Origin of the sequence: Bacillus sp. AFS059628 (assembly GCF_002571225.1) — a bacterium.
Classification (GTDB): Bacteria; Bacillota; Bacilli; order Bacillales; family Bacillaceae_G; genus Bacillus_A.
The window spans coordinates 19,889-38,097 of the sequence record NZ_NVEC01000073.1 but is presented as its reverse complement, the minus strand read 5'-3'; the positions used below and the strand labels follow the sequence as shown (position 1 = coordinate 38,097).

Below are 18,209 nucleotides of genomic sequence, written 5' to 3'. Positions count from 1 at the left end.
GCAAATATAAAGGAAATACGTTCAATACTTTTGTTATAATTCCGTTCTTTTACCTATTCTTTCGCACGATTTAACTTGTGTTCTATTTCTTGTATCAGGTATAATATGGCTAAGTAGCTTAGTACGGGTATGCTTAGCAAAATTGGTAAAAATTATAATTTGATTACATTTTCATATCATATCGAATAAGATATTTGATTTATATAATGAAAGAGAGGTGAAACCTGGTTTAAAAAATAAACAAGGACATGATATCGCATAACGGTAAGGACATTCGTCTTGGACGGTGAATATATGGTGGTTGTAGAGTTTCCCCTGGTGTCTCTGCAATTTTAGTGAAATCAGTGTTTGAAAGATTTTTAAACCAGGCAACAACATGAAGAGAAAAGAGAATGAGTCTGTTAAAGTATTTGCTCTTGGTGGAGTAGGTGAAATCGGGAAAAATATGTACTGTGTTGAAATTGATTCTGAAATCTTTATTGTGGATGCAGGGTTAATGTTCCCAGGAGATGAGATGTTTGGAATTGATATCGTTATTCCTGATATTACATATTTAGTGGAAAACCAAGAGCGAGTTAAAGGTTTATTTATTACTCACGGTCATGAAGATCATATTGGTGGTATTGTTTACGTACTTCGTAAATTATCTATTCCAGTGTATGCAACGAAATTAACAGTAGGACTTATACAAGAAAAACTTGGCGAAGCGGGTATGTTAGGCCGTGTAGACTTAAAAACAATCGATTCAAATTCAACAGTAGAGTTTAATACTACAACGGTGTCATTCTTTGGAACGACACATAGTATTCCAGATTCTGTTGGTGTTTGTTTCCATACATCAAAAGGTGCGATCGTATATACAGGAGACTTTAAATTCGATCAAACCCCAATTGGAAATAGTGGGGCAGACCTTGGGAAAATGGCTCAAATCGGAAATGAAGGCGTATTATGTTTATTATCTGATAGTACAAATGCTGAGCGTCCAGGCTATACAGGTTCTGAAAAAGAAGTTGGTGTAGAAATTTCTAAAGTGTTCTACGGCGCAGAAGGACGTATTATCGTTGCTTCATTTGCATCGAATGTACATCGCATTCAACAAGTATTTGATGCAGCTGCAGAAACAGGACGAAAAGTAGCGGTTGTAGGACGTAGTATGGTGAAGGTAGTAGATATCGCAAGACGTCTTGGTTATTTAGATGTTCCAGAAGGTATGGTTATTTCACTACAAGAAGTAGACAATTTCCCAGAGAAAAAGGTAGCTATTTTAACGACAGGTAGTCAAGGTGAACCGATGGCGGCCCTTTCTAGAATGGCGAAGCAAGCTCATAAACAAATTTCAATTCGTAAAGGTGATACGGTTATTATCGCGGCATCTCCAATTCCAGGTAATGAAATATCTGTATCGAAAATTATTGATTTGTTATTTAGAGCGGGAGCTGAAGTTGTTTATTACGGTGAAAGAAAAGTTCACGTTTCAGGTCACGGTAGCCAAGAAGAATTAAAATTAATGTTAAATTTAATGAAACCGAAATATTTTGTACCCGTACATGGTGAGTTCCGTATGCAAAAAGCACATGCATACTTAGCTGAAGATGTAGGTATTGCAAGAGAAAATATCTTTATCGTAGAAAAAGGCGATGTAATTGGTTTTGGTGACGATGAAGCGAACTTAGTTGGCAAAGTACAAGCTGGCAATGTGTTAATTGATGGATTAGGTGTAGGTGACGTTGGTAATATCGTTCTTCGAGATAGAAAAATGTTATCTCAAGATGGAATATTAGTAGTTGTTGTAACACTTGGTAAAGATGAAAAGAAAATTATCTCTGGTCCAGAAATCATTTCACGTGGATTTGTATATGTACGTGAATCAGAAGCGTTAATTGACCGCTCTACAGAGATTGTACGTATGATTGTTGAGCAATCAATTAAAGAATATTCAATTGAATGGTCTATGTTAAAACAAAATATTCGTGAATTATTAGGACAGTTCTTGTACGAAGAGACAAAGAGAAAACCTATGATTTTACCGATTATTATGGAAGTATAAAAAAGATCACCTTTACGGGTGATCTTTTTTCTTTTTAAACTCTATCGAATGAAATTTATAACTTAAGAAATAATAGTGATATACGAGTGAAAGGGGATGCGATATGACAGAACGTGATCGTTATACAAATGAAGAGAAAGAGGCTGAACCGAAAGAAACTGGAAAAGAAGCTTCAATAGTGGAAAAAATTCAACAGCTTGGACAAACGAATGTACCACAAATGAATGAATCACGTATTCATTGTTTAACAATTGTTGGACAGGTGGAAGGTCATGTTCAGTTGCCACCGCAAAATAAAACAACGAAATATGAGCATATAATTCCGCAAATTGTTGCGATTGAACAAAATCCGAAAATTGAAGGCTTGCTTTTAGTGTTAAATACAGTTGGAGGTGACGTTGAAGCTGGGCTAGCAATTTCTGAGATGGTCGCTTCACTTTCAAAACCGACAGTATCTTTAGTTTTAGGCGGAGGGCATTCTATTGGTGTACCGATTGCCGTTTCTACGGACTATTCATTTATTGCGGAAACTGCGACGATGACAATTCATCCGATTCGTCTAACAGGTCTTGTTATAGGTGTGCCACAAACATTTGAGTATTTAGATAAAATGCAAGAAAGAGTCATTCGATTTGTGACGAAGCATTCGAAAGTAACGGAAGATCGTTTTAAAGAGCTTATGTTTGCGAAAGGGAATTTAACGCGAGATATTGGTACGAATGTAATTGGTGGAGATGCAGTGAAGTATGGCCTTATAGATGATGTCGGTGGTATCGGAAATGCGATTCGAAAATTAAACGAATTAATAGATGGTCGCGTGGGTGATAGTGCAGAAGGGAAAATGTTACAATGATTTTATATACAATTATGCCAGAGCAACTCGTGTATCCAGCCGATTATTCGCAATGTGAAAGTCAAAAAGTCGTAAATATAAATGGTGTTGAATTAATGGTTTCAGAAGAAGAACATGGGTATTATTCGATTGTGCGTGTACTAAGTACGGATCCGTTTCACTACTTAGAGTTTGAGCCTGGACAGAAAATAACCTTTTAGCAAAAAGAAGGATTTTGTTTAGAAGCTATGGTATAATATAAAAAACAAGACGGTTGAGCAGCCATGAGAGGGCTGCTTTCTTCTGTTTATTTAACATTTTACAAGAAGTGTAAAAATAGAAGATATAGAGACCTGAAAAAATAGAGAAAACAGACATATAAGTAGAGTTTTTAGGAGGCTTTACATATATGTAGAACACGAGGTGAAGAAATGGCAAAACAAAAGCAAAGAGGGACGAAGGCAAAGGCAAGACGTACGATAAAGCCAACTTTGTATTATGAAATCGTCGGTTTAACTCTTTTTGCACTTTCAATCATTACGATTTTACAGCTAGGTGTTGTAGGAAAATCGTTTGTGTTATTTTTTCGCTTCTTCTTTGGTGAGTGGTACATAATTGGTGTGTTAGGTGTAATAGCTTTATCAGTTTCATTCGTTATAAAACGTGGATGGCCGAACCTTTTAAATAAACGGCTAATCGGTTTTTATTTAATAGTATTGGCGATATTAATGTTTAGTCATATTACATTATTTAACCTTCTTACGAAAGATGGAGCAGTGCAAAATACTTCTGTTATTGTGAGTACAAAAGATAATTTCTTTCTTGAAATGAAAAAAGGACCAGATAGTGTTCATTTAGGTGGTGGCATGTTTGGTGCGCTTATGTTCGCGACTTGTTACTTCTTATTTGACGAAGTAGGAGCTTATATTATTGGTATTATTTTAGTTATTCTCGGTATACTTTGTATAACAAATAAGCATATTGGAGAAGTATTAGCTCCAGTTGGTAGAATCCTTAGAAGTCAATTTCAAGTGATGCAAGGGGACTATAAAGACTGGAGAGCGAAAAGAACGGCTGAACAAACAGAAAAGAAAAAAACCACGAGAAGCACAAGGAGTAAACGTGCTGCAGAACAAGAAGAAGTTGTGGAGCCGATGGAAGAAATCTCAATTGATCCTCCGATTATTTCAAATTTCACTGAAAATTATCCGGCAAATGAAGAAGAGGATAAACGAATTGAAGTAGAGGAAGAAGAGTTAATCACTTCACCATTTGTCGAAGAAGCTCCGCCAATTGAAGAGCCGAAGAAAAAGCGTGGAGAAAAAATCGTTGAATCGCTAGAGGGAGAAACACAAGCTCCTCCTATGCAATTTTCAAATGTAGAAAATAAAGATTATAAGCTACCTGCACTTGATATATTGAAATTTCCAAAGAATAAGCAAGTTACAAATGAAAACGCGGAAATTTATGAGAATGCTCGTAAATTAGAACGTACTTTCCAAAGCTTTGGAGTGAAAGCTAAAGTAACAAAAGTACATAGAGGTCCTGCAGTTACAAAATATGAAGTGTATCCTGATATGGGAGTAAAGGTAAGCAAAATCGTCGGTTTAAGTGATGATTTAGCGCTTGCTTTAGCTGCGAAAGACATTCGTATTGAAGCACCTATTCCCGGGAAATCAGCTGTAGGAATTGAAGTTCCGAACTCAGAAGTCTCTATGGTAACGCTTAGAGAAGTTCTTGATTCTAAAGCTAATAATCATCCAGAAGAGAAGTTGTTAATTGGTCTTGGACGAGATATTACAGGTGAAGCTGTATTAGCCCGCTTAAATAAAATGCCCCATTTACTAGTGGCCGGTGCGACAGGTAGCGGGAAAAGTGTATGTATTAACGGTATTATCGTTAGTATTTTAATGCGTGCAAAACCACATGAAGTAAAATTAATGATGATTGATCCGAAAATGGTAGAGTTAAACGTATATAACGGTGTGCCTCATTTATTAACACCAGTTGTAACGGATCCGAAAAAGGCATCACAAGCATTGAAAAAAGTTGTGAGTGAAATGGAGCGCCGTTATGAGTTATTTGCTCATAGTGGTACGCGAAATATTGAAGGATATAATGACTATATAAAAGAGCATAATAATCAATCAGAAGCGAAACAACCGGAATTACCTTATATTGTCGTAATTGTGGACGAGTTAGCAGATTTAATGATGGTTGCTTCATCGGATGTAGAGGATGCGATTATGCGTCTAGCGCAAATGGCTCGTGCGGCTGGTATTCATTTAATTATCGCAACGCAGCGTCCATCAGTTGATGTTATTACGGGAGTTATTAAAGCGAATATTCCATCGCGTATTGCATTCGCTGTATCTTCTCAAACAGATTCTCGTACAATTCTTGACGGTGGTGGTGCAGAGAAACTACTAGGTCGTGGAGATATGCTGTTTATACCAATTGGTGCATCGAAGCCTGTACGTGTACAAGGTGCGTTTTTATCAGATGATGAAGTTGAGAGAGTTGTAGAATATGTTATTGGTCAGCAAAAAGCGCAATATCAAGAAGATATGATTCCGCAAGATGTTCCTGATACGAAGCAGGAAGTAGAAGATGAATTATATGATGAAGCAGTTCAGCTCGTAGTGGAAATGCAAACAGCATCTGTTTCTATGTTGCAACGTAGGTTTAGAGTTGGTTATACGCGAGCTGCCCGTTTAATTGATGCAATGGAAATGAATGGTGTAGTAGGTCCGTATGAAGGTAGTAAACCACGAGAAGTGCTCATTAATGATGTACAAGAAAAAAGTTCATAAAAAAAGCCTAATTGTTTTTACAATTAGGCTTTTTTATATGCTGGTTTTGTTATATACTATATTCACCGGTAAAGAAAGGGCTTACATTTAAAGTGGTTCTTTAGAATACGAATACTTTGGTGTAGTTTTTTATAAATGTTCGATATTCAATGTAGAAAAATGTTAAATTTTGTTGACACGTATGGGAGCAAGTGGTAAGATTACTTCGAAAAGAATCACTGCCTCATATAATCTTGGAGATAAGGTCCATAAGTTTCTACCCGGCAACCATGAATTGCTGGACTATGAGGGGAAAAGTGTGTAACAAAGGATGTAAGAGATCTTTGTGCCGAACTTTTTCTCGAAATGAGGAATGTTTATGGTGCAAAGTTTTTTTTATGCAGTAAAGAGTGAAAATTTCATCTTGAAAAATTATTAATATTTATTCGACAATTGCGCTTGTTTTTAGTGTTTAGTAATTTTTATTATGTTGTAAGTTGAAAAAAGAGAAAAGAAGTCTTACATCAGAGGTCGAATAATTGAAATGCGGGGGAGTCTTATGTCAGTAAAATCCGATAGTCGTCACCTATATTTACGGGTGATTGATCACATCAAAGAAAAAATTAAAGATGGAGCTTACAAAGAAAGACAAAAGTTACCATCAGAGTTTGATTTAGCGAAAGAACTTGGCGTAAGTAGAGCGACTTTAAGGGAAGCGCTACGTATTTTAGAAGAAGAAAATGTTGTCATTCGTAGACATGGTGTAGGGACGTTTGTAAATGCTAAGCCGTTATTCTCTTCTGGAATTGAACAACTTTCTAGTATTACAGATATGATTTCTAGTGTGGGGAAAACACCAGGAACTATCTTTCTATCATCATCTACAACAAGTCTAACAGAAGAAGAAAAAGAGAAGTTTAATAGTGAAGATGGTTTTAATGCAGTGATGATCGAGCGTGTGCGTACAGCAGATGGGGAACCTGTTGTATATTGTATCGATAAACTTGCAAAAGAAATCTTGCCGGATTTATCGGGATACAACGAAGAATCATTGCTTACAGTGATACATAATAATACGCACAAACGTATCACATACGCAGTTGCTCATATTGAGCCAATTGGCTATCATCCGAAAATCTCACCGATTTTAGAATGTGAACCAGAGACAGCACTGCTAGTATTAAAACAAATGCACTATGATCAAAATGATGAGCCAATCTTATATTCTATCAATTATTTTAGAGCTGATAAGTTTAGCTTCCACGTACTAAGAAAACGTATGTAGGTGAGTTCCTTTTTAGGGAGGTGACAGCAAGAAGTTAGGGACAGCAGCGTATAAAAAAATAGACAAATCATTTCAGGAGGGGTTTCTAGTATGAAGAAAAAAACAGGTCTTTTATTATCATTAACATTAGCAGCAAGCACGGTGTTAGGTGCATGTGGTAACTCCGATAAGGCGAGCAGTGACAAGAAAGAAGATAAAGACTTCAAAGTTGGTATGGTAACGGATGTTGGGGGCGTGGATGATAAATCATTCAACCAATCTTCTTGGGAAGGTTTGAAAAAGTTTGGTAAAGATAATGGATTAAAGGAAAAGACAAATTATCGCTACCTACAGTCTGAAAAAGAAGCAGATTATATTCCAAACTTAAAGAAATTTTCAAAAGATAAGTATGATTTATCTTTCGGAATCGGTTATAAATTAGAAGGTGCAATTAAAGAAGTTGCAAAAGAATCTCCAAAACAACAATTCGCAATCGTTGATACTGTTGTAGATGCACCGAACGTAACAAGTATTACATTTAAAGATCATGAAGGATCATTCCTTGTGGGTGCGGTAGCAGCTATGTCAACAAAATCGAATAAAGTAGGATTTGTTGGTGGAATGAAAAGTGATTTAATTAGTAAATTCGAAAATGGATTTAAAGCTGGTGCAAAGGCAGTAAATCCAAACATTGAAATCGTATCTGAATATGCGGAAGCATTTGATAAACCTGAAAAAGGTACAGTTCTTGCATCAGCAATGTATGGTCAAGGTGTAGATGTAATTTATCATGCTGCTGGTGGTACAGGTAACGGTGTGTTCACTGAAGCGAAAAACCGTAAGAAAAAAGGTGAAAATGTTTGGGTAATCGGTGTTGACCGTGACCAACATCAAGAAGGTATGCCTGAAAATGTAACATTAACTTCAATGATTAAACGTGTGGATGTAGCTGTAGAAAAAGTAGCTAAAGAAGCAAAAGATGGAAAATTAAAAGGTGGAAAAATTGAAGCGTTTGGTTTAAAAGATGACGGTATTGGTATTTCAAAAACAACTGATAACGTGAAAAAGGTTAACCCTGAAATTTTAACAAAAGTAGAAGAGTTTGAAAAGAAAATTACAGATGGTGAAATTAAAGTACCGGCTACAGATAAAGAGTATAAAGAATATGAAGCTTCTCTAAAAAAATAAATAGAGAAATAGCAAAGGTTAGTTCATAGAACTAACCTTTGTATGTATAAAACTTCCAAATTGCTTAATAAGTTAATAGTGTAATAGGGAATGTTCCCTGTTAAAAGGAGGAACGAAATGGAATACGTAATTGAGATGAATAACATTACGAAAGTATTCCCAGGCATTGTAGCGAATGATGATATTACGCTGCAAGTAAAGCAAGGAGAAATACATGCTTTACTTGGAGAAAATGGTGCAGGGAAATCCACATTGATGAATGTACTATTTGGTTTGTACCAACCAGAACAAGGTGAAATTAAAATTAAAGGAAAGCCTGTAAAAATCACAAATCCGAATATAGCAAATGACCTTGGTATTGGAATGGTTCATCAGCACTTTATGCTTGTTCATAATTTTACAGTTACAGAGAATATTATTCTCGGAAATGAACCAAAGAAAAAAGGGAAAATTGCTGTTGACGAAGCTGCTAAAGAAATTCAAAAACTGTCTGAACAATACGGTTTAGCTGTAGATCCATATGCGAAAATACAGGATATTTCAGTTGGTATGCAACAGCGAGTTGAGATTTTGAAAACTCTTTATCGTGGTGCGGAAATTTTAATATTTGATGAGCCAACAGCTGTGTTAACACCACAAGAAATTCATGAGCTCATTCAAATTATGAAAAAGCTTGTGCAAGAAGGAAAATCTATTGTTCTTATTACACATAAGTTGAAAGAAATTATGGAAGTTTGCGATCGTTGTACGATTATTCGTAAAGGAAAAGGGATTGGAACGGTTGACGTTGCAAATACGGATGAAAATAAACTTGCAGAATTAATGGTCGGACGTCAAGTGAATTTTAAAACAGAAAAAATAGACGCGAAACCAAAAGAAGAGGTACTTTCAATTGCAAACCTTGTTGTTCACGATGCACGTCAACTACCTGCTGTAAAAGGCCTTGACTTAACTGTTCGTGCGGGAGAAATTGTTGGAATTGCAGGGATTGATGGAAATGGACAAAGTGAATTAATAGAAGCAATTACTGGTTTACGAAAAGTTGAGTCAGGTTCTATTGCAATTAAAGGAAAAGAAATAACAAATTGGCCTGTTAGAAGAATAACAGAAGAAGGAATTGGTCATATTCCAGAAGATCGTCATAAACACGGCCTTGTTCTTGACTTTTCTGTTAGAGATAATATAGTGCTGCAAACGTACTATAAAAACCCGTTTTCAAAGAAAGGGATTTTGAATTTCAGTAAAATTACAGAAAAAGCAAAGGCGCTTATTGAACAGTTTGATGTACGTACACCTAGTGAGCAAACGTTAGCACGCGCTTTATCTGGGGGGAATCAACAAAAAGCAATTATTGCACGTGAAGTAGACCGAAATCCAGATTTACTAATCGCGGCACAGCCCACACGTGGTTTAGATGTAGGAGCAATTGAATTTATTCATAAGAGATTAATAGAGCAAAGGGATAAAGGAAAAGGGGTATTACTTTTATCGCTAGAGTTAGATGAAATCTTAAATGTTAGTGACCGAATTGCTGTTATTTATGAAGGGGAAATCGTAGCAATTGTTGATGCGAAAGAAACGAATGAACAACAGCTTGGGTTGTTAATGGCTGGAGGAACAAAGAAGGAGCAGGTGGGTACAAATGGCTAAAAAACTTTTAACAGAACGAACGATAAATATTTTAGTCCCAGTACTATCCGTTATTTTCGGCTTACTTGTCGGAGGAATTGTAATGCTAGTTAGTGGTTATGACCCAGTTGTTGGTTATAGTGCGCTTTGGACAGGGATGTTCGGTAGCGCGAGTGCGATTGGTGAAACGCTTCGTACAATGATACCACTTATTCTTGCTGGTTTATCAGTGGCGTTTGCATTTCGAACAGGTTTATTTAATATTGGGGTAGAGGGCCAATTGCTGGTGGGTTGGCTTGCAGCAGTTTGGTTCGGTTATGCAGTCTCGCTACCAGCTGTTCTTCACATTCCGTTATCAATTTTATTTGCAGCATTAGTAGGTGGAATTTGGGGTTTCATCCCTGGATATTTAAAGGGGAAATTTCAAGTTAATGAAGTTATTGTAACAATTATGATGAACTATATTGCGTTATACGTAACATATGACATTATTAAGCGTTTCTTACACGAGGGTAATGATAAAACGTATGACATTAAAGAGAGTGCGTCATTATCTTCAGACTGGCTTGCTAGTATTACTGACGGTTCGCGCCTTCACTGGGGAATTGTTGTGGCAATTTTAATCGCTATTTTAATGTGGTTCTTATTAGATCGAACAACTTTAGGTTATGAATTAAAATCAGTAGGATTTAATCAACATGCTTCCAAATATGCTGGTATGAAAGTTTCTCGCAATGTAGTATTCTCTATGACAATTGCTGGTGCATTTGCGGGGATTGGTGGCGCGATGGAAGGATTAGGAACATTCCAAAGTATGACAGCAATGTCTTCGTTTACAGGAGTAGGATTTGATGGGATTGCCGTAGCCTTACTTGGAGGGAACAATCCGTTTGGTATTATCCTTTCAGCTTTATTATTTGGTGGTTTGAAAAGTGCTTCCCCTCAAATGAACTTTGAGGCAGATGTACCATCAGAGCTTATTAATGTAATTATTGCATGTATCATCTTCTTTGTTGCATGTAGTTATGTGTTAAGATGGGCGCTTACACGCATGAGCAAGGAGGGGAAATAAATGAGCTTTTTAGATATATTAGCCATTCTTGTGACGGGTACGTTATATACATCGGCACCTATAATTTTTACAGCACTAGGTGGTGTATTTAGTGAACGATCGGGTGTTGTAAATATCGGATTAGAAGGACTAATGCTATTTGGTGCATTTATTGGAGTTGTTACAAACTTATTAATGGGTGATACTTGGGGCACGATGACTCCGTGGATTGCGTTATTATTTGCGGCAATTGGTAGTGGTTTATTTGCATTACTTCATGCGGTAGCATCTATTACATTCCGAGCGGATCAAGTTGTAAGTGGTGTAGCGATTAACTTCTTATCTCTTGGATTAACGGTATTTGCAATTAAGAAGATTTTTGATAAAGGACAGACTGACTTTATTCAGTACCGTATTGAAAAGATTGACATTCCAGGCCTTTCAGATATTCCGGTTTTAGGGAAAATATTCTTCTCTAACGTACCAATAACGTCGTATATTGCAATTATTTTAGCATTCGTTGTTTGGTATGTTATTTATAAAACACCGTTCGGTCTTCGTCTTCGTGCAGTTGGTGAGCATCCAATGGCAGCGGATACGATGGGGATTAACGTATATAAAATGCGCTATATTGGCGTTTGCATATCAGGGGTGTTTGCTGGGATTGGTGGAGCAATTTTTGCAATGTCAATTTCTAATAACTTCTCAGGGGCAACTATTACTGGACAAGGTTTCTTAGCATTAGCTGCTATGATCTTTGGGAAGTGGAATCCACTAGGTGCATTAGGTGCAGCACTATTCTTCGGTTTTGCACAATCGTTAAGTGTAACTGGTGGAACAATTCCTGTATTAGATCAAATTCCGAGTGTTTTATTAACGATATTACCGTATGTCTTCACAATATTAGCGCTTGTTGGTTTTGTAGGTCGTTCTGAAGCTCCGAAAGCATTAGGAACTCCTTATGAAAAAGGAAAACGATAAGTATAAAAAAAGCTCGCACATTAGTGCGGGCTTTTTTACATAGACTATATTTAATACGGAATTTTACTATTTTCCTTACATATTCAAGTTTTTAGAAAGAGACTAATGTAAGTATAGTGAGGAAGAAAAGTTGATTTTTTATTTCTAAAAACTGTATATTGAAGAGGAATATTCCTACATACGTAAAGGAGGGCTATAAATGAAACTAATGGAACAACAGTTACATGAGTTAGGTGGTTTGCGAGTACATATTATTCCAACTGATAAATATAAAACAAATACTTTTGTATTTCGTTTTAAGGCACCTTTAAATGAGGAGACGGTGACAGAGCGTGCCCTATTGCCATACGTATTGCAAAGTGCGACAGAAAAGCTTCCTTCTGTAATTCGTCTTCGTCAATATTTAGAAGAATTATATGGATCTTCTTTAGCAGTAGATGTAAGTAAAAAAGGAGAAGACCATATTATCTCTATTTATGTAGATATTGCAAATGAAGTTTATTTACATGATGCACCACCGCTATTTGAAAAAGCACTTTCTATGTTATCGGATATCGTTTTGCACCCAGCAACAGAGGGGAATGGTTTTCTACCTTCTATCGTAGAAAGTGAAAAGAGAGCGCTCTTGCAACGAATTGAAGCTACGTACGATGATAAAATGCGCTATGCAAACGAGCGTTTAATTGAAGAAATGTGCAAAGTAGAACCGTATCGTTTAAGTGCAAATGGGAAAAAAGAGAGTGTTTCTTCTATTACAAATGAAAGTTTGTATCAATATTATCAAAAAGTGTTAGCAGAAGATGAAATGGATCTATACATTATTGGTGATATTTCAGAAAACGCAGTGGATCTTGTAAGTAAGTATTTTTCTATTTCAGCACGTCCTGCGAGAGAAAGAAATGTACTTCTTCATAAGAGAAATAATGAAGAAAAAGAAGTTGTTGAACAACAAGAATTAAAACAAAGTAAATTACACATCGGTTATCGTACGTTTATTACGTATAAAGATGAAGATTATTTTGCACTGCAATTGTTCAATGGATTATTTGGAGGATTTTCTCATTCGAAGTTATTCGTTAACGTTCGTGAAAAAAATAGTTTAGCGTACTATGCAGCATCCCGCTTTGAAAGTCATAAAGGCTTATTGTTTGTCATGTCAGGGATCGAAGCGAAAAATTATGAAAAAGCTGTTGAGATTATTAAAGAACAAATGCTAGCGATGCAAAATGGTGATTTTTCTGAAGAAGAGATGCATCAAACGAAAAGTGTTATTCAAAATCAAATATTAGAGGCGATTGATACACCACGCGGATTTGTGGAAATGCTGTATCATGGTATTATTTCAGATCGTACGCGTCCGGTTGAAGAATGGCTTACAGGTATTGAAAGTGTGACGAAAGAAGAGATTGTGAAAGTTGCTAAAAATATTGAACTAGATACAATTTACTTTTTACAAGGAACGGAGGGAGAATAAATGGAGAAAATTGTTTATGAGCAATTAAAAGAGACGCTCTATTATGAAAAACTTCCTAATGGATTAGATGTATATATTTTACCGAAGCAAGGATTTAATAAAACATTTGCAACGTTTACGACAAAATATGGTTCTATGGATAATACATTCGTACCACTAGGCAAAGAAGAAATGATTCGTGTGCCTGATGGAATTGCTCATTTTCTTGAGCATAAATTATTTGAAAAAGAAGATCACGATGCCTTCCAATTGTTTAGTAAACAAGGAGCATCGGCAAATGCTTTCACATCGTTCACAAGAACAGCTTACCTTTTTTCATGTACATCAAATGTAGAACAAAATTTAAATACATTGTTAAACTTCGTACAAGAGCCTTACTTTTCTGAAAAAACAGTTGAAAAAGAGAAGGGGATTATCGGGCAAGAAATTCAAATGTATCAAGATAATCCGGATTGGCGCTTATACTTTGGGTTAATTGATAGCTTGTTTGTAAAGCACCCAATTAAAATTGATATTGCAGGGACAATTGAGTCGATTAGTAAAATTACGAAAGACTTATTATATGAATGTTATGAAACGTTTTATCATCCGAGCAATATGTTACTATTTGTTGTGGGTGCAATCGATCCAGAGGAAACAATGGATTTAGTACGTGAAAATCAAGCGAAAAAAGATTATAAAAATCAGTCGGAAATTGTACGTTCATTTGAAGAAGAACCAGATGAGGTAAATGAAAAGAAGAAGATTATTTCAATGCCTGTACAAACACCGAAATGTTTAGTTGGTATTAAAGCGACAAACTTAAAAGAAAAAGGGAAAGCCCTTTTAAAACAAGAAATTGCGCTTACGTTACTTTTAGATTATTTATTTGGGAAGAGCTCCGTTCATTACGAATCTTTATATAATGAAGGGCTTATTGATGATTCGTTCTCGTATGATTATACGGAAGAGAATAACTTCGGTTTTGCAATGGTAGGCGGCGATACGAAGCAACCTGATGAGCTGGAAGAGCGTTTGAAAGGGATTTTATTAAATACAAATTATGATCAATTAGATGAGGCGGTATTAGAACGAGTAAAGAAAAAGAAAATAGGTGGCTTTTTACGCTCCTTGAATTCACCTGAATATATTGCAAATCAATTTACACGATATGCGTTTAATGAATCTAGTCTGTTTGATGCATTGACTGTATTAGAAAGTCTAACGGTTCAAGATTTACAAGAAGTAGCCAAATTATTATTATCAGAAGAGAAAATGAGTGTTTGTCAAGTTTTACCGAAAAAATAAAAGGTTTCACAATAATACCCTCATCTTATCATTGATAAATTGTAAGATGAGGGTATTATTTATTTGTAGGAGAAAGATTTTATTGAGATAAGAGAGGAATTGTATGAAAAAGTATGCATTAGTAACTGGGGGAAGCGGAGGAATTGGCTCTGCTATTTCAAAACAATTAATTCAAGATGGATATACAGTATATATTCATTATAATAACAGTGTAGAAAAAGTGAATGAGTTGCAGAAAGAATGGGATGAAGTGATTCCTGTTCAAGCCAATTTAGCTTCTGCTGATGGAGCAGAGCAATTGTGGGACCAAATTGAACATCCTCTTGATGTTATCGTATATGCAGCTGGGAAGAGTATATTTGGACTCGTAACAGATGTAACGAACGATGAATTGAATTACATGGTAGAACTTCAAGTGAAGAGTATATATAAAGTATTATCAATGGCACTGCCTTCAATGATTCAGCGGAGAAGCGGTAATATTGTACTTGTTTCATCTATATGGGGACAAATTGGTGCATCATGTGAAGTGCTGTACTCGATGGTAAAAGGTGCGCAAAATTCATATGTGAAAGCTTTAGCGAAAGAAGTTTCATTAAGTGGAATAAGAGTGAACGCGGTGGCGCCAGGTGCAATTGAAACGGAAATGTTAAATGTATTTTCAGAAGAGGATAAGAATGAAATTGCTGAAGAGATTCCGTTAGGTAGACTGGGATTGCCAGAAGAAGTAGCAAAAACAGTGTCATTTCTCGTATCACCAGGAGCATCTTATATAACGGGACAAATTATCGGAGTGAACGGCGGTTGGCATTGCTAAAAATTTCTTACATAAAAAATGAAAAACTGTACAAATTAAGCATGATTCTATTACTAAGTAGTGAGGTGCTTACACATGTCAGTTTTAGATAATTTTGATCAATGGAAGAGCTTTTTAGGAGAACGTTTAGAACAGGCGCAAGGAAAAGGTCTTGATGGTGGTGCTGTATCAGATATGGCATTTCGTGTTGGTGACTATTTAGCAAATGAAGTAGAAGCACGCAACGATCAAGAGAAACTATTAGCTGAGCTTTGGAAAGTTGCTGATGAACAAGAGCAACATACAATCGCAAACTTAATGGTAAAGTTTGTACAGCATAAGTAAAAAATAGAGAGGAGATTCTCCTCTCTATTTTTTTTGTATAATAATAACGCAGGATAGATTATACATTTAGCTTCCCTATTAAGGTGAAATCATATAATATAGTACGTAGGTGTAAAGTAAGCAAGGGGAGTGATCTTGGATGATTGAATGGTATTTTGAATATGAAATACATAAAAACCGACCTGGCTTGCTTGGTGACGTTTCTTCGTTAATCGGTATGCTCGGCATTAATATTGTCACAATTAATGGTGTAGATAATGAACGACGTGGATTACTCCTTATGTGTGATAATCAAGAGCAAATCTCTAGACTTGAATCAATTTTAAATACGATGGATAATATAACGGTAACGAAATATCGTCCGCCAAAGCTAAGAGACAAGCTAGCGGTTAGACATGGTAGGTACATACAACGAGATGCAGATGATAAGAAGACATTTCGGTTTGTGCGTGATGAATTAGGGTTACTTGTAGACTTTATGGCTGAAATAATGAAAAAAGAAGGTCATAAACTAATCGGAATACGAGGAATGCCTCGTGTCGGAAAAACAGAATCCATTGTTGCCGCAAGTGTTTGCGCAAATAAAAGATGGTTATTTGTATCATCTACTCTTATTAAGCAAACGGTTCGTAGTCAATTAATTGAAGACGAGTATAGCGACGACAATATTTTCATCTTAGATGGAATCGTGTCAACAAAGCGTGCTAACGAAAGGCATTGGCAGCTTGTTCGTGAAATTATGAGATTGCCTGCAACGAAAGTTGTGGAACATCCTGATGTATTTGTGAGTCAGTCAGAATACACATTGGATGATTTTGATTATATTATTGAGTTGCGTAACGATTATGATGAAGAAATTCAATATAATTTAGTAGATGAAATTGAGCAAGGTACGCAAAATAATTTCTCTATGTTTGACTTTTAAAGAAATATTGAGGTGTTAGTAGTGACAGAATTAGGACAAAAGCTGAAAGAAGCAAGAGGAACGAAAGGCTTGTCTATTGATCAGCTGCATGAGATTACAAAAATTCAAAAACGCCATTTAGTAGCGATTGAAGAAGGCAATTATGATGTATTGCCAGGAGCTTTTTATGCGCGTGCATTCATTAAACAATACGCAGATGCGGTTGGATTAAATGGAGAGGAACTGCTTGTAGAATATCAGAGTACGATACCACAATCTGAAAAACGTGACGTTCCACAAGTATCAACAGGGCAAAAAACGCAAGAAACAATGCAAAAATCTTCATCATGGCCAATTGCAGATCACATGCCGAAAATTTTAGTTGCGCTGTTAGTAATCGCAGTTGGAGTGGTAATTTGGTTTGTTTTCCAAGCGTTAACTGGAAAAGATGATGAGAAAGTTCCGAATACTCAAAGTGAGAAAATTGAAGTTAAAAAAGCGGAAAACTCTCCGTTAGATACGAAGAAAGATGAAGTGAAAGCGGAAGAGCCGAAAAAAGAAGAACCGAAAAAAGAAGAACCGAAAAAAGAAGAGCCAAAGAAAGAAGAACAACCATCACAGCCAACTGGACAAGAAGAAGTGAAAGTAGTTGGGACAACTGGTAAAGTATCTACTTTGGAAATTCATAATAATAAAACATTAGAACTGGAAATATCGGGTAAAGGTACGAGTTATGTAGATGTTAAAGATGATGCGGGGAATGAGATTCTAAACACTACATTACAAGAGGGTCAAATAGAAAAACATAATGTATCAACATTAAAAGAAGTACGACTTAATATTGGAAATGCAACGAATGTTGAAGTTAAACTGAATGGCCAAGTGGTTGCTTATCCATTGGATCCAGAAAAAGAACTTCACCAAAGATTGGTGATAAAAAACCAAGGGGTAGAGCAACCTGCACAATAACAGTCATCGCTTCGATGACTTTTTTCAATGAACAAATGTTTTTGATATGATGGAGGAATAGCTGTGAATTTACCAAATAAAATTACAATATCTAGAATCTTCTTAATTCCAATTTTTATGGTAATTATGTTAGCACCCTTTGATTGGGGTTCATACACAATTGGTGATGTTGATTTACCAATTCAACATTTAGTAGGAGCACTTATCTTTATTGTTGCTTCGGCTACAGATTGGATTGATGGACATTACGCAAGAAAATATAATCTTGTAACGAATTTAGGGAAGTTCCTTGACCCATTAGCTGATAAATTACTTGTTTCAGCTGCACTTATCACGTTAGTGGAAATGCAATACGTACCAGCTTGGATTGTTATTATCATTATAAGCCGTGAGTTTGCGGTAACTGGTTTACGTCTAGTACTTGCTGGAACAGGAGAAGTAGTTGCAGCAAATCAGCTAGGTAAGATTAAGACATGGACACAAATTATCGCGATTGCAGCATATTTATTACACGATGTACCTTTAAATTTAATCCATATTCCGGTAGCTGACATCTTTATATGGATTGCATTAATTTTTACTGTTATTTCAGGATGGGATTATTTCTGGAAAAATAGAGCTGCTTTTGTAAACTCAAAATAGAAGTTTAT

General features: G+C 36.0%; 16 protein-coding genes and 1 riboswitch. All 16 genes read left to right on the top strand.

What is annotated here, in order from left to right:
* The first annotated feature begins 376 nt into the window (after positions 1–376).
* The 16 genes from COL05_RS23310 to pgsA all read left to right on the top strand — a co-directional run bounded on the left by COL05_RS23310 (position 377) and on the right by pgsA (position 18,201).
* Positions 377–2,047: a ribonuclease J gene (locus tag COL05_RS23310; RefSeq protein WP_000823085.1), complete on the top strand. Its 1,671-nt coding sequence runs from the start codon at positions 377–379 to the stop codon at positions 2,045–2,047.
* A 103-nt stretch (positions 2,048–2,150) separates the two neighbouring features.
* A complete protein-coding gene (gene tepA / locus COL05_RS23305; RefSeq protein WP_098670312.1) occupies positions 2,151–2,900 on the top strand; it encodes a translocation-enhancing protein TepA in 750 nt (249 codons plus the stop codon).
* Positions 2,897–3,100 (top strand): YlzJ-like family protein, encoded by a 204-nt coding sequence (locus COL05_RS23300; protein ID WP_000605026.1) that lies wholly within the window; start codon positions 2,897–2,899, stop codon positions 3,098–3,100. Before tepA ends, COL05_RS23300 begins: the two co-directional genes overlap by 4 nt.
* A 210-nt stretch (positions 3,101–3,310) precedes the next feature.
* Positions 3,311–5,692 carry a DNA translocase FtsK gene (locus COL05_RS23295; RefSeq protein ID WP_098670311.1) on the top strand — a complete coding sequence of 794 codons (2,382 nt, stop codon included), beginning with the start codon at positions 3,311–3,313 and terminating at the stop codon, positions 5,690–5,692.
* A 203-nt stretch (positions 5,693–5,895) separates the two neighbouring features.
* Positions 5,896–5,997, top strand: a riboswitch (purine riboswitch).
* Positions 5,998–6,230: 233 nt separating this feature from the next.
* Positions 6,231–6,956, top strand: coding sequence for a GntR family transcriptional regulator (locus tag COL05_RS23285; RefSeq protein ID WP_000114176.1), 726 nt, complete (start codon positions 6,231–6,233; stop codon positions 6,954–6,956).
* A 90-nt stretch (positions 6,957–7,046) separates the two neighbouring features.
* Positions 7,047–8,123, top strand: coding sequence for a BMP family lipoprotein (locus tag COL05_RS23280; RefSeq protein ID WP_000730604.1), 1,077 nt, complete (start codon positions 7,047–7,049; stop codon positions 8,121–8,123).
* 117 nt (positions 8,124–8,240) lie between these two features.
* Complete coding sequence (locus COL05_RS23275) at positions 8,241–9,773, top strand: ABC transporter ATP-binding protein (RefSeq protein ID WP_098670309.1); 1,533 nt, start codon at positions 8,241–8,243, stop codon at positions 9,771–9,773.
* Positions 9,766–10,824 carry an ABC transporter permease gene (locus COL05_RS23270; RefSeq protein ID WP_098670308.1) on the top strand — a complete coding sequence of 353 codons (1,059 nt, stop codon included), beginning with the start codon at positions 9,766–9,768 and terminating at the stop codon, positions 10,822–10,824. Before COL05_RS23275 ends, COL05_RS23270 begins: the two co-directional genes overlap by 8 nt.
* Positions 10,825–11,784 carry an ABC transporter permease gene (locus COL05_RS23265; RefSeq protein WP_000008857.1) on the top strand — a complete coding sequence of 320 codons (960 nt, stop codon included), beginning with the start codon at positions 10,825–10,827 and terminating at the stop codon, positions 11,782–11,784.
* Between the two features lie 199 nt (positions 11,785–11,983).
* The gene (yfmF, locus tag COL05_RS23260) at positions 11,984–13,258 is read left to right on the top strand and encodes an EF-P 5-aminopentanol modification-associated protein YfmF (RefSeq protein WP_098670307.1); all 1,275 of its coding nucleotides are present in this window, start codon (positions 11,984–11,986) and stop codon (positions 13,256–13,258) included.
* Positions 13,259–14,545, top strand: coding sequence for an EF-P 5-aminopentanol modification-associated protein YfmH (gene yfmH, locus COL05_RS23255; protein WP_098670306.1), 1,287 nt, complete (start codon positions 13,259–13,261; stop codon positions 14,543–14,545).
* 103 nt (positions 14,546–14,648) lie between these two features.
* Positions 14,649–15,362 carry an elongation factor P 5-aminopentanone reductase gene (gene ymfI, locus COL05_RS23250; protein WP_098670305.1) on the top strand — a complete coding sequence of 238 codons (714 nt, stop codon included), beginning with the start codon at positions 14,649–14,651 and terminating at the stop codon, positions 15,360–15,362.
* Between the two features lie 75 nt (positions 15,363–15,437).
* Complete coding sequence (locus COL05_RS23245) at positions 15,438–15,686, top strand: DUF3243 domain-containing protein (protein WP_000114454.1); 249 nt, start codon at positions 15,438–15,440, stop codon at positions 15,684–15,686.
* A 139-nt stretch (positions 15,687–15,825) separates the two neighbouring features.
* Positions 15,826–16,611, top strand: a complete 786-nt coding sequence (locus tag COL05_RS23240; RefSeq protein WP_098670304.1) for a DUF3388 domain-containing protein — start codon at positions 15,826–15,828, stop codon at positions 16,609–16,611.
* 21 nt (positions 16,612–16,632) lie between these two features.
* A complete protein-coding gene (locus COL05_RS23235) occupies positions 16,633–17,559 on the top strand; it encodes a helix-turn-helix domain-containing protein (protein WP_098670303.1) in 927 nt (308 codons plus the stop codon).
* A gap of 63 nt (positions 17,560–17,622) precedes the next feature.
* Entirely contained in the window at positions 17,623–18,201 is a 579-nt protein-coding gene (gene pgsA, locus COL05_RS23230) for a CDP-diacylglycerol--glycerol-3-phosphate 3-phosphatidyltransferase (RefSeq protein WP_001052973.1), read from the top strand.
* Positions 18,202–18,209 lie beyond the last annotated feature (8 nt).

What these genes read in the sequence shown, in the direction of transcription:
- COL05_RS23310 (WP_000823085.1), top strand. Translation starts at nt 377, where the DNA reads ATGAAGAGAAAAGAGAATGAGTCTGTTAAAGTATTTGCTCTTGGTGGA.
- tepA (WP_098670312.1), top strand. Translation starts at nt 2,151, where the DNA reads ATGACAGAACGTGATCGTTATACAAATGAAGAGAAAGAGGCTGAACCG.
- COL05_RS23300 (WP_000605026.1), top strand. Translation starts at nt 2,897, where the DNA reads ATGATTTTATATACAATTATGCCAGAGCAACTCGTGTATCCAGCCGAT.
- COL05_RS23295 (WP_098670311.1), top strand. Translation starts at nt 3,311, where the DNA reads ATGGCAAAACAAAAGCAAAGAGGGACGAAGGCAAAGGCAAGACGTACG.
- COL05_RS23285 (WP_000114176.1), top strand. Translation starts at nt 6,231, where the DNA reads ATGTCAGTAAAATCCGATAGTCGTCACCTATATTTACGGGTGATTGAT.
- COL05_RS23280 (WP_000730604.1), top strand. Translation starts at nt 7,047, where the DNA reads ATGAAGAAAAAAACAGGTCTTTTATTATCATTAACATTAGCAGCAAGC.
- COL05_RS23275 (WP_098670309.1), top strand. Translation starts at nt 8,241, where the DNA reads ATGGAATACGTAATTGAGATGAATAACATTACGAAAGTATTCCCAGGC.
- COL05_RS23270 (WP_098670308.1), top strand. Translation starts at nt 9,766, where the DNA reads ATGGCTAAAAAACTTTTAACAGAACGAACGATAAATATTTTAGTCCCA.
- COL05_RS23265 (WP_000008857.1), top strand. Translation starts at nt 10,825, where the DNA reads ATGAGCTTTTTAGATATATTAGCCATTCTTGTGACGGGTACGTTATAT.
- yfmF (WP_098670307.1), top strand. Translation starts at nt 11,984, where the DNA reads ATGAAACTAATGGAACAACAGTTACATGAGTTAGGTGGTTTGCGAGTA.
- yfmH (WP_098670306.1), top strand. Translation starts at nt 13,259, where the DNA reads ATGGAGAAAATTGTTTATGAGCAATTAAAAGAGACGCTCTATTATGAA.
- ymfI (WP_098670305.1), top strand. Translation starts at nt 14,649, where the DNA reads ATGAAAAAGTATGCATTAGTAACTGGGGGAAGCGGAGGAATTGGCTCT.
- COL05_RS23245 (WP_000114454.1), top strand. Translation starts at nt 15,438, where the DNA reads ATGTCAGTTTTAGATAATTTTGATCAATGGAAGAGCTTTTTAGGAGAA.
- COL05_RS23240 (WP_098670304.1), top strand. Translation starts at nt 15,826, where the DNA reads ATGATTGAATGGTATTTTGAATATGAAATACATAAAAACCGACCTGGC.